Raw genomic sequence first — 12,014 nt, 5'->3', positions numbered from 1 at the left:
ACTTGGTATTGAAGGTTATCAATGAAAATAATTCCATTCCGGTTATCGTAATGGATTCTGAAAACCATGCTCAGACTTTTCGTAATGTTGATGTGGAAGGGAAAGATTATGCAGATTCCCTTGCTTATGCTTCTGCCATCGGTCAGCGGCTCTTGAAACAAGGCAAGAATATTAAAATTGAACTAGATGATTCAACGCATGACTATATTCAGGTTTGCTATGATGAATCCCTCATGATACGACGTCTGTCAGCTTATCCTTATATTCAGTTGGGGGTAGTTATGCTCTTTGTGGTTATTGCCATCTTTGCTTTGCTTACTTCTAAAAGAGCGGAACAGAATAAGGTGTGGGTGGGGTTGTCTAAAGAAACTGCTCATCAGTTGGGTACTCCAATTTCCAGTCTGATGGCTTGGATTGAAATTCTGAAGATGAATTATCCGGATGACGAACTCATTCCTGAAATGAACAAGGATATCCAGCGTTTGCAACTGATAGCAGACCGTTTCTCAAAGATAGGTGCCCTGCCAGAACCTGTTCCTGCAAGTTTGAACGAAGTGATGAATCATGTTATAGACTACATGGATCGTCGAACATCGAAGAAAGTTAAAATGGTGAAGGAAATACCTGAACAGGATGTTATCGTTAAGATGAATGCTTCTCTCTTTGAATGGGTGGTAGAAAATCTGTCGAAGAATGCTGTTGATGCTATGGGAGCAAATGGTGGACAGATTACGCTCCATGTGGAAGAAACAGATGATAAAGCTATTATAGAAGTTTCAGATACAGGAAATGGTATAAGAAAAAAGGATTTGAAGAATGTATTCCGTCCCGGTTTTACTACCAAAAAGCGAGGCTGGGGCTTAGGTTTATCACTAGCTAAACGAATCGTAGAAGAATACCATCATGGTAAAATATGGGTAAAAAGTACAGAAATTGGGCATGGAACCACCTTCAGAATCGAGTTAAAGAAAGAATAATCAATTAATAATGAGTGATTTTAGTGATTTTTACATAAAAAATTATTTTATCTCAAAAATTATTTGTAACTTTGCAGCCCGAAATAATATAGTATATATTGAATATGTGTAACATAGATTCTTTTAAGATTGATTTGAAAGCTTTACCTCAAGGGATAACCGAAAAGGAATTTAAGCTTACCAATGAATATTTTGAGGCAATCGATGCTCCTGATGTTCAGAGAGGCGAGTTGTCAAGTAGTCTGTCTATCAATAGGACGGACGACTTCTTCGAACTCAATTTTCATACAGAGGGAGTGGTTCACATACCATGCGACATCTGTCTGGACGATATGGACCAAACCATTGAGACTGATGACAGACTTGTCGTAAAATTCGGAGAAGAGTACTCAGAGGATGATGAACTGGTGACTGTGGCCGAGAACGAAGGAATGCTCGATGTCGCTTGGTTTATCTATGAATTTATAGATCTCAATATTCCCATCAAGCATGTGCATGCACCTGGAAAATGCAACCCTGCTATGATTGAAAAGCTCAATGAGCATTCTGCCGCCCGAAGCGGTGAGGAAGAAGAGGAAACTGTAGATCCACGCTGGGAAGCTCTATTGAAATTGAAAAAATAAAAATTAAAATTTTAAACATTTAAAAAATTATGGCACATCCTAAAAGAAGACAGTCAAAGACACGTACACTTAAGAGAAGAACTCATGATAAGGCAGTAGCTCCTACATTGGCAGTTTGCCCTAACTGTGGTGCATACTATGTATACCACACTGTTTGCCCTACTTGCGGTTACTATCGTGGTAAGGTTGCAATCGTTAAGGAAGCAGCTGAATAATGGGTAAGATTAATGCTGTAATTACAGGTGTCGGTGGCTACGTGCCAGACTATATCCTCAACAATGAGGAGTTATCTCGCATGGTAGATACTACAGATGAGTGGATTACCACCCGTGTGGGTATCAAAGAGCGCCGCATCCTTACAGAGGAAGGTCTTGGAACCAGCTATCTGGCACGTAAAGCTGCCAAGCAGTTGATTCAGAAGACTGGCGTGGATCCAGATACAATCGATGCATTGATTGTAACAACCACGACACCTGACTATAAGTTCCCTTCTACAGCATCTATCGTCCTCGGCAAGCTGGGTTTGAAGAATGCTTTTGCATTTGACTTCTCTGCTGCTTGCTGTGGATTCTTGTATACCCTTGATGTTGCTGCAAGCATGATTCAGAGTGGTAGATACAAGAAGATTATTGTGATTGGTGCTGACAAGATGTCTTCACTGGTAGATTACACTGACCGTGCTACTTGCGTTCTCTTCGGAGATGGTGCAGGTGCGGTTTTGGTGGAGGCAACTGAAGAGGAGAACGTTGGAGTTCAGAACTCATACCTTCGTACAGATGGACAAGGTTTGCCTTTCCTTCACATGAAGGCTGGTGGTTCTGTTTGCCCTCCTTCACATTTTACAGTTGATCATCGCCTGCACTATCTTTATCAGGAAGGTCGTACTGTATTCCGTTACGCAGTAACAGATATGAGCAACGACGTGATGAAGATCATGGAAATGAACAATCTGAAGGCTGATGATGTGAACTGGGTAATTCCTCACGAGGCTAATCTCCGTATTATCGAGGCAGTAACCAAGCGTGCTGGAATTCCACTTGATAAGGTGGTTGTAAACATCGATCATTATGGAAATACTAGTGCAGCAACAATTCCATTGGCACTCTGGGATGCTGAAAGCCAATTGAAGAAGGGCGATAACGTCATCTTCACAGCATTTGGTGCAGGATTTGTACATGGCGCTTCTTTCTATAAGTGGGCGTATGATGGCGCTGCTTACGGAAAGTAATCTATAAAAATAGGATAGAATAATAATCTATATAAGGAAACGCATCTTTCTTATTTCTCTATAAATAAGTAAGGATGCGTTTCTTTAGCTTAAAAACAATAGAGGCTTAACTTCTTGATAGTAAAATTTTGCTAAATTCAATTTTTTATGCATAAAGCTGGTTTCGTTAATATAGTAGGTAACCCTAATGTGGGAAAAAGTACCTTGATGAATCAATTGGTGGGTGAACGTATTAGTATTGCAACTTTTAAGGCTCAGACAACCCGTCATCGTATCATGGGTATTGTGAATACTGATGATATGCAGATTGTATTTTCTGATACTCCTGGTGTTTTGAAACCTAATTACAAGATGCAGGAGATGATGCTTGCCTTCTCTGAGAGTGCATTGGCGGATGCTGATGTGCTGCTTTATGTGACTGATGTGATAGAAAACCCTGAAAAGAACATGGAATTCTTGGAAAAGGTTAAGAAAATGCAGATTCCTGTACTCTTGCTCATCAACAAGATTGATCAGAGTGATCCGAAGAAGTTGGGTGATATTGTTGAAAAATGGCACTCTTTGTTGCCTAATGCAGAGATTCTTCCTATCTCAGCGAAGAATAAATTCGGAACGGATATGCTCTTGAAGCGCATTAAGGAACTCTTGCCGGAATCTCCTGCTTTCTTTGATAAGGATCAGCTGACAGACAAGCCTGCCCGTTTCTTCGTTTCAGAGATTATCCGAGAAAAGATTTTGCTCTATTATGATAAGGAAATACCTTATTCTGTAGAGGTAAGAGTGGAGCGATTTAAGGAAGATGAAAAACGTATCCACATTAATGCGGTGATTTATGTTGAACGTGATTCCCAAAAGGGTATCATCATCGGGCACCAGGGTATCGCATTGAAAAAGGTGAATACCGAGAGTCGTAAGGCTTTGGAAAAGTTCTTCGACAAGAAAATCTTCTTGGAGACTTTCGTAAAAGTTGATAAGGATTGGCGCAGCTCTCAGCGAGAACTTGATGCCTTTGGATATAATCCGGAATAATTGATAGTTAAGAGCTAATAGTTTAAAGACGCCCTTAATAACTATAAACTATCAACTGTAAACTATCAACTAAAATAACTCCTCCCTGAATGTAATCGAGGGAGTGACTCTCGCCAAAAGAGCGAGGGCCGGAGCAAGGTCAGCTTCGGCAAATTATTAACTTGGATGCAGAGACCACATCCTTGAATACCTCCTAAAAGGAAGGAGGATAATGACTGTTTATGGCAAATTTAGTAGCTATTGTAGGACGCCCTAATGTGGGTAAGTCTACTTTATTTAATCGTTTGACTCAATCACGTCGCGCTATCGTTAGTGATACTGCCGGTACGACTCGTGACCGTCAGTATGGTAAGTGCAGTTGGAATGGTAGGGAATTTTCTGTTGTTGATACCGGTGGTTGGGTTGTAAAATCTGATGATATTTTTGAAGATGCTATCCGCAAGCAGGTGCTTGTTGCTACAGAAGAGGCTGACCTGGTTCTCTTTCTGGTAGACGTTAACACGGGCCTTACTGATTGGGATGAGGACGTGGCGCTTATTTTGCGTCGTGCCAAATTGCCTGTTATCCTTGTTGCTAACAAGGTTGATAACAGCGCAGAGTATTATCAGGCTGCTGAGTTCTACAAGTTAGGCTTGGGGGATCCCCAGTGTATCAGTGCAGCTACAGGTGGTGGTACTGGTGATTTGCTTGATATGATTCTGGACAAACTTCAGGACAATCCTGAGGAGGTAATCGAAGAAGATATTCCTCGTTTTGCGGTAGTTGGTCGTCCGAATGCTGGTAAGAGTAGCATTATCAATGCTTTTATTGGTGAGGATCGTAATATCGTGACAGAAATTGCTGGTACTACACGTGATAGTATCTATACCAGATACGATAAGTTTGGTTTCGATTTTTACCTGGTTGATACAGCCGGTATCCGTCGTAAGAACAAGGTAAGCGAAGACTTGGAATTCTATTCTGTGATGCGTTCTATCCGTGCCATCGAGAATAGTGATGTCTGCATCCTGATGCTTGATGCTACCCGTGGTATCGAAACCCAGGATATGAACATCTTCCAGTTGATTCAGAAGAACAACAAGAGTCTGGTGGTTGTAGTAAACAAATGGGATTTGGTTGAGGAGAAGAATCAGAAGGTAATTGATACTTTTGAAAATGCAATCCGTAAGCGTATGGCTCCATTCGTAGACTTTCCTATCATCTTTGCTTCAGCCTTGACTAAGCAGCGTATTTTCCGAGTATTGGAAACAGCCAAGGAAGTTTACCAGAACCGTAAGGCTCATATTGGAACTTCTAAGTTGAATGAGGTGATGTTGCCTATTATCGAGGCATATCCTCCACAGAGCATAAAGGGTAAGTATATCAAAATTAAGTATTGCACCCAGTTGCCTAATACAACGATTCCTTCGTTTGTGTTCTATGCAAACTTGCCTCAGTATGTCAAGGAGAACTATCGCCGTTTCCTGGAGAATAAGATTCGTGAGAACTGGTCATTACATGGCTGTCCTATCAACGTCTTCATTCGTCAGAAGTAAATAAATGAAGCGAAGAATGCAGAATCAAAGTGTATAAAAATGAAGAAACTTTTGATTTTTATGATATTCGTGATGGGATTGTTTTTTTCTTCCTGTAGGGAGGAAAAATCTGATCCTGGCTATCTTGCAGGTATTGCAGCCAAGGGATATTATGATTTGCTTTTAGAGGGCAAGTATAAGGAGTTTGTAGATGGTTACAATCAACCTTATCGGTTGCCAAATGGCTATCAGGATCAATTGCTGATGAATGCCAAAATGTTTGTTGAGCAGCAGCAAGATGAACATAAAGGTATGGTTAAGGTGAATGTTCTGAATGCAAAAGCTGATACAGCGCATCATGTTGCTGATGTTTTTTTGCAAGTGGTGTATGGTGACAGTACTAAAGAACAGATTGTGGTACCTATGGTAGAGGTAAAGGATGCCTGGAAAATGAGATAGTATTTATTTTGTAATAAAAAAGCCATCAGCCAGTTTCTGGGCTGATGGCTTTTTTTGAACGATACTGTTTTATTTGTTTTTAGCTTCTTCCAGCTCCACCTCCTTTACTTTGCGGAAGAGATCGGAAGCAAAGACTAAATCGTTGAGTTTCTCGTTTGTTGAGGTCATCACTTCATCTTTGTTGCCTTGCCATTCTTTATGACCTTGGTAGATAAAGCAGATGTTTTCACCAATGCCCATCACCGAATTCATGTCATGGGTGTTGATGATGGTAGTCATATTATAGTCTTTGGTGATGCCTGAAAGCAGTTCATCTATCACAAGTGAGGTCTTTGGATCCAAACCTGAGTTTGGCTCATCGCAGAACAAGTATTTTGGATTCATTACGATGGCACGTGCAATAGCTACTCGTTTCTGCATACCACCCGAGATTTCTCCAGGATATTTCTGCTGAGCCTCTATCAGATTGACGCGGTCAAGGCATTCCTGGGCCCGTTTTACGCGTTCCCTGTAATTCATAGTAGAGAACATATCAAGTGGGAACATGACATTCTCAAGTACATTCAAAGAGTCGAACAGGGCTGCGCTTTGGAAAATCATTCCCATCTCGCGGCGCATCAGAACTTTTTCTTTTTTCGACATCTGGGTGAAGTCACGGTCATCGTAGAGAACTTTGCCACTTGTAGGCTGAAGTAATCCTACGAGATTCTTCATGAGTACGGTCTTTCCGGAACCGCTCTGTCCGATTATCAAATTAGTCTTTCCTGTTTCAAAGGTGACGTTTATATTGTCTAATACAACCTTGTCGCCAAACGACTTGGTGAGATTTCTTACTTCTATCATAGTTTACGAGAGAATTTGAGTGAGGAAAACATCTGAAAACAGAATCAAAACACTAGAACAGACAACAGCATCGGTTGACGATTTTCCAACCTCAACAGATCCACCTTCTACGGTATAACCGAAATAAGAAGATACGCTGGAAATGATGAATGCAAAGAAAAGACTCTTGATAATGCTCATCCATACAAACCATTGGTTAAATGAATGTTGCAAGCCAAGTGTCAGATCATCTGGTGGTAGGATATGCCCAATATACGCTGTTCCGTAGGCGCCGATAATACCCATGCCAGAACTGAAGATAACCAGGAATGGCATGATGGTAACCAAACCGAGAATTTTAGGCAGAATGAGGTAACATGCAGAGTTCACTCCCATGATATCAAGGGCATCAATCTGTTGGGTGACACGCATTGTTCCCAACTCCGAAGCGATATTAGAACCCACTTTACCTGCGAGAATCAGACACATGATACTTGATGAGAACTCCAAAAGCATGATTTCTCGAGTGGTGTAACCTGAAACCCATCGTGGCATCCATGGACTCTGAATGTTCAATTTCATCTGGATGCAGATAACTGCTCCAATGAAGAAGGATATCAGTAAAACGATACCAATAGAGTCAATACCCAATTGCGACATCTCCTTGATGTATTGTTTCAAGAACATGCGCATGCGCTCAGGACGGGAAAAAGAACGTCCCATCAATATGAGATATTTACCGAAGGTGGTAAGCCATTTTTCTATTAACATGCTATTATAAAACTGAATTTTGCTGCAAAATTAACCAAAATCCTCTAAAAAACTGCAATATTATGAATAGTTTTTGATTTTATAAGCGATATTTCCTTTATTTTTAGTATTTTTGCAGCCAAATTAGCTAATTATGGACGAAATTAACAATAACGAACAGCAAAATCAGAATTCTCTGGTTTTGCGAACAGAGGGATTGGTGAAGCGCTATGGTAAACGAACGGTTGCCAATGGAGTTTCTATCAATGTGAAGCAAGGAGAAATTGTGGGATTACTGGGACCTAATGGTGCTGGTAAGACAACTTCTTTCTATATGACAACTGGACTTGTTGTGCCTAATGAGGGACATGTCTTTCTGGGAGATCAGGAAATTACTGATTTTCCTGTATACAAACGTGCCCGTGCGGGAATCGGATACCTGCCTCAGGAGGCCAGTGTTTTCCGCAAGATGAGTGTTGAGGACAATATACTTTCAGTTTTGGAAATGACAGGAAAACCACGTAGTTATCAGTTGCAGAAATTAGAGAGTCTTATTAGCGAGTTTCGTCTCAATAAGGTTCGTAAGAATAAGGGTGACCAGCTTTCTGGAGGTGAGCGCCGCCGTACAGAGATTGCCCGTTGCCTGGCTATAGACCCTAAGTTTATCATGCTCGATGAGCCATTTGCTGGTGTTGACCCTATTGCGGTAGAAGATATTCAGCATATTGTATGGCAGTTGAAGTATCGCAATATCGGTATTTTGATTACCGACCATAATGTACAGGAGACTCTGACCATTACAGACAGAGCCTATCTGCTGTTCGAAGGTAAGATTCTTTTTCAAGGCAAACCGGAGGAATTGGCAGAGAATAAGATTGTGCGCGAAAAGTATCTGAGTAACAGTTTTGTGCTCAGAAAGAAGGACTTTCAGCTCATAGATGAGCAAAAAAGAGCCAAAGAAGCAGCGACTGATGGTTAAAAAATCATTTTTTTCTCTTATATATTAGGTATATCCATTAAAAATGTGTAATTTTGCAAGCCAATTGCGGTTATACACGAAAACTGTAGAATTAAAGAAAATATTAACAATAATAAAATAACAAATATCAAGATGAAAATTTCATTTGAAAATCCTGACAAGATTAATGGTCTTTTGACCCTCGTTGTCGAAGAGGAAGATTACAAGAATGATGTCGAGAAGACATTGAAAGATTATCGTAAGAAGGCTAATGTTCCAGGTTTCCGTCCTGGTCAGGCTCCTATGGGTATGATTAAGCGTCAGTTCGGTCCATCTGTAAAAATGGAAGCTATCAACAAGCTCGTTGGTCAGCAGATTTACAAGTATGTACAGGACAACAATATCCAGATGCTCGGTGAGCCTCTCCCATCAGAGAAGCAGGAGCCAGCTGACTTGGAGAATGGTACTTCTTTCACATTTATGTTTGATATCGCTGTTGCTCCAGAGTTCAAGGTAACTCTCAATGGTCGCGACAAGGTTGATTATTATAACATCACAGTTGATGATAAGATTCTCGATCAGCAGATTGATATGTACGCTCAGCGTGCAGGTAGCTATGAGAAGGCTGAGAAGTACGAGGAGAATGACCTTTTGAAGGGTGACTTGCGTGAGCTTGATGAAAATGGCAATACCAAGGAAGGTGGTATCACTGTAGAGGGTGCTATCCTGATGCCTAGCTACATCAAGGTTGACGAGCAGAAGAATCTCTTCAACGATGCTAAGCTCGGTGATGTAATCACATTCAACCCTAAGAAGGCTTATCCAGAGAACGATACAGAGGTTTCTTCACTCCTGAAGATTGAGCGTGAAGCTGTTAAGAACTTGGAGTCAGAGTTCAGCTTCCAGATTACAGAAATCCAGCGTTTCAAGAAGCATGAAATCAACGAAGAGCTCTTTAAGCAGGTTCTCGGTGAGGATACTGACGTGAAGGACGAGGCTGCTTTCCGTGCTAAGATTGCAGAGGGCTTGAAGGCACAGCTCGTTAACGACTCAGATTATAAGTTCATTCTCGACGTTCGCGAGCATTGCGAGAAGAAGGTAGGTGAATTGCAGTTCCCAGATGCACTCTTGAAACGTATCATGTTGGCTAACAACAAGGATAAGGGCGAGGAGTTCGTAGAGAAGAACTATGCTGAGAGCATCAAGGAGTTGACATGGCATCTTATCAAGGAGCAGCTTATCAAGGCTCAGAATATCAAGGTTGATGACAATGACCTGATGGAGACAGCTAAGGAGGCAGCTCGTGCTCAGTTCGCTCAGTATGGTATGAACAACATTCCTGAGGAGTACATTGAGAACTATGCTAAGGAAATCCTCAAGAAGGGTGACGCTACAGATGCACTTGTAGATCGCTCTATCGATCGTAAGTTGGCTGCAGCTCTGAAAACAGCTGTAAAACTCAACGAAAAGGAGATTTCTGTAGAAGATTTCAACAAGATGATGCAGGAATAACATTTTTTTGAAAAAAAACTTCAAATAAATACGAGGTTATCGACTTTTTTTATTATCTTTGTTCCACCGAACGAGAAATAAGGGTCGATAACCTCTTTTTTCGTATGGTTTAAGACGTAAAATACTATATAGATATGAACGATTTTAGAAAATATGCAACCAAGCATCTTGGTATGAATGGTATGGTGCTTGATGATGTTATTAAGGCACAGGCTCAGTATATGAACCCTTACATCTTGGAGGAGCGTCAGCTGAACGTTACTCAGATGGATGTATTCTCTCGCTTAATGATGGACCGTATCATCTTCCTGGGTACACAGATTGATGACTACACCGCAAATACATTGCAGGCGCAATTGCTGTATCTGGATTCTGTAGATAGTGGCAAAGATATTTCTATCTATTTGAATAGTCCTGGTGGTAGCGTTACTGCCGGTTTGGGTATTTATGATACCATGCAGTTTATCTCTAGCGATGTAGCTACTATCTGTACAGGTATGGCTGCTTCTATGGCTGCCGTGCTGCTTGTTTCTGGTCAGGAGGGTAAGCGTTCTGCTTTGCCTCATAGCCGTGTCATGATTCACCAGCCATTAGGTGGCGTTCAGGGTCAGGCTTCTGATATTGAGATTGAGGCTCGCGAAATCTTGAAGATGAAGAAGGAATTGTATACTATCATTTCTGACCATTCTCATACTCCTTATGATAAGGTTTATGCTGATAGCGACCGTAATTATTGGATGACAGCTGAAGAAGCCAAGGAATATGGAATGATAGATAATGTGTTGGTTCGTAAATAACGAATTGTTTTAAGTAAATATGCGTATATATAATAAGGTGCGCAAGAAGAGATAATAATTATAATATGCCAAAGAAAGTATGTAGCTTCTGTGGAAGATCAGAAAATGAAGTCAGATTACTCATCACGGGTATCAATGGCTTCATTTGCGAAGATTGTGCTAAGCAGGCTTATGAAATTATACAGTCTACAGGGGTCTTAGCTCCTAAAGCTGGGGAGGGTAAGTTTGTTCTCAAAGAGGTGCCAAAGCCTGTAGAGATCAAAAAATACCTGGATGAATATATCATCGGTCAGGATCAGGCTAAGCGCAATTTGGCTGTCGCTGTATATAACCACTACAAGCGTTTGCAGCAGCCAAAGGATGAAGATGGTGTAGAAATCGAAAAGAGTAATATCATCATGGTTGGTAGTACCGGTACAGGTAAAACCTTGTTGGCGCGTACAATAGCTAAGATGTTGGATGTTCCTTTCACCATTGTTGATGCCACTGTATTTACTGAAGCAGGTTATGTGGGTGAAGACGTTGAAAGCATCTTGTCGCGTCTGTTGCAGGTTGCTGATTATGATGTGGCTGCAGCAGAAAGGGGCATTGTGTTCATTGATGAGATTGATAAGATAGCCCGCAAGAGCGATAATCCTTCTATCACGCGTGATGTGAGTGGCGAAGGTGTACAGCAGGGATTGTTGAAACTCTTGGAAGGTACCATGGTTAATGTTCCGCCTAAGGGTGGACGCAAGCATCCTGATCAGGATTATATCCATGTAGATACCAAGAATATCCTGTTTATCTGTGGTGGTGCTTTTGATGGTATTGAGCGTAAAATAGCTCAGCGTATGAATACGCACGTAGTAGGCTATAATTCGGTTCAGAATGTAGCTAAGATAGATAAGAAGGATTTGATGCAGTATATCCTTCCACAGGATTTGAAGTCTTTTGGCTTGATACCTGAAATTATCGGCCGTTTGCCTGTGCTTACTTATCTCAATCCGTTGGATAGGGAGGCTTTGCGCAAAATCTTGGTTGAACCTAAGAATTCAATTGTCAAGCAGTATCAGAAATTGTTTGAGATGGATGGCATCAAGTTGGAGTTTGATGAGGAAGCACTCGATTATATCGTAGATAAGGCGGTAGAGTATAAATTGGGTGCTCGCGGACTTCGTTCAATTGTTGAAGCTGTGATGATGGATGCTATGTTTGAGATTCCATCAGAGAAGGTTAAATCATTCACTGTTACGCTGGAGTATACCAAGCAACAGTTGGATAAATCTCATCTCGGACAGTTGGAAACAGCATAAATCAGTTGGGCTTTTCGCCCAATTGAATGCTATTTAATCGTATATATAGA

13 protein-coding genes (1 of these 13 running past the window's edge) are annotated in these 12,014 nt (G+C 41.1%); 11 read left to right on the top strand and 2 right to left on the bottom strand.

The window, feature by feature from the left end:
* From KUA46_RS09930 to KUA46_RS09900, 7 genes are all read left to right on the top strand, one after another.
* Positions 1 to 977 carry the 3' portion of a sensor histidine kinase gene (locus KUA46_RS09930; protein WP_153139935.1) on the top strand. 190 nt of this gene lie to the left of the window's left edge, so 977 of the gene's 1,167 nt are visible here — the last part of the coding sequence; its start codon lies off the left edge, out of view; its stop codon occupies positions 975 to 977.
* A 104-nt stretch (positions 978 to 1,081) separates the two neighbouring features.
* On the top strand, positions 1,082 to 1,600 hold the full coding sequence (locus KUA46_RS09925) for a YceD family protein (RefSeq protein WP_119229608.1): 519 nt from the start codon (positions 1,082 to 1,084) through the stop codon (positions 1,598 to 1,600).
* A gap of 29 nt (positions 1,601 to 1,629) precedes the next feature.
* Positions 1,630 to 1,815, top strand: a complete 186-nt coding sequence (rpmF, locus tag KUA46_RS09920; RefSeq protein ID WP_006848356.1) for a 50S ribosomal protein L32 — start codon at positions 1,630 to 1,632, stop codon at positions 1,813 to 1,815.
* Complete coding sequence (locus tag KUA46_RS09915) at positions 1,815 to 2,828, top strand: beta-ketoacyl-ACP synthase III (RefSeq protein WP_006848355.1); 1,014 nt, start codon at positions 1,815 to 1,817, stop codon at positions 2,826 to 2,828. The genes rpmF and KUA46_RS09915 overlap by 1 nt, the downstream gene beginning before the upstream one ends.
* Positions 2,829 to 2,975: 147 nt before the next feature.
* On the top strand, positions 2,976 to 3,857 hold the full coding sequence (gene era, locus KUA46_RS09910) for a GTPase Era (protein ID WP_006848354.1): 882 nt from the start codon (positions 2,976 to 2,978) through the stop codon (positions 3,855 to 3,857).
* Positions 3,858 to 4,078: 221 nt separating this feature from the next.
* The gene (der, locus tag KUA46_RS09905) at positions 4,079 to 5,392 is read left to right on the top strand and encodes a ribosome biogenesis GTPase Der (RefSeq protein WP_022121316.1); all 1,314 of its coding nucleotides are present in this window, start codon (positions 4,079 to 4,081) and stop codon (positions 5,390 to 5,392) included.
* 39 nt (positions 5,393 to 5,431) lie between these two features.
* A complete protein-coding gene (locus KUA46_RS09900) occupies positions 5,432 to 5,830 on the top strand; it encodes a hypothetical protein (RefSeq protein WP_153091321.1) in 399 nt (132 codons plus the stop codon).
* Between the two features lie 69 nt (positions 5,831 to 5,899).
* On the opposite strand, the gene KUA46_RS09895 is transcribed toward KUA46_RS09900, so the two are convergent.
* Both KUA46_RS09895 and KUA46_RS09890 read right to left on the bottom strand, forming a co-directional pair.
* Positions 5,900 to 6,673: an ABC transporter ATP-binding protein gene (locus KUA46_RS09895; protein WP_153091323.1), complete on the bottom strand. Its 774-nt coding sequence runs from the start codon at positions 6,671 to 6,673 to the stop codon at positions 5,900 to 5,902.
* Positions 6,674 to 6,676: 3 nt separating this feature from the next.
* Entirely contained in the window at positions 6,677 to 7,423 is a 747-nt protein-coding gene (locus KUA46_RS09890; RefSeq protein ID WP_006848350.1) for an MlaE family ABC transporter permease, read from the bottom strand.
* Positions 7,424 to 7,556: 133 nt separating this feature from the next.
* Here KUA46_RS09890 and lptB point away from each other — a divergent pair, with 133 nt between their 5' ends.
* The 4 genes from lptB (at position 7,557) to clpX (ending at position 11,964) form a co-directional block, all read left to right on the top strand.
* Positions 7,557 to 8,381, top strand: coding sequence for an LPS export ABC transporter ATP-binding protein (gene lptB / locus KUA46_RS09885; protein ID WP_022121319.1), 825 nt, complete (start codon positions 7,557 to 7,559; stop codon positions 8,379 to 8,381).
* Between the two features lie 132 nt (positions 8,382 to 8,513).
* The gene (tig, locus tag KUA46_RS09880) at positions 8,514 to 9,872 is read left to right on the top strand and encodes a trigger factor (protein ID WP_153091325.1); all 1,359 of its coding nucleotides are present in this window, start codon (positions 8,514 to 8,516) and stop codon (positions 9,870 to 9,872) included.
* Positions 9,873 to 10,006: 134 nt separating this feature from the next.
* A complete protein-coding gene (gene clpP / locus KUA46_RS09875) occupies positions 10,007 to 10,669 on the top strand; it encodes an ATP-dependent Clp endopeptidase proteolytic subunit ClpP (protein ID WP_006848346.1) in 663 nt (220 codons plus the stop codon).
* A 65-nt stretch (positions 10,670 to 10,734) separates the two neighbouring features.
* Positions 10,735 to 11,964, top strand: coding sequence for an ATP-dependent Clp protease ATP-binding subunit ClpX (gene clpX / locus KUA46_RS09870; protein ID WP_153091327.1), 1,230 nt, complete (start codon positions 10,735 to 10,737; stop codon positions 11,962 to 11,964).
* Positions 11,965 to 12,014: the final 50 nt, after the last annotated feature.

The sequence above is a fragment of the Segatella copri genome (genome assembly GCF_019249765.2).
Lineage (GTDB): Bacteria > Bacteroidota > Bacteroidia > Bacteroidales > Bacteroidaceae > Prevotella > Prevotella copri_K.
Note: the sequence above shows the minus strand (reverse complement) of the source record. Positions and strands in the feature narration are given on the sequence as shown.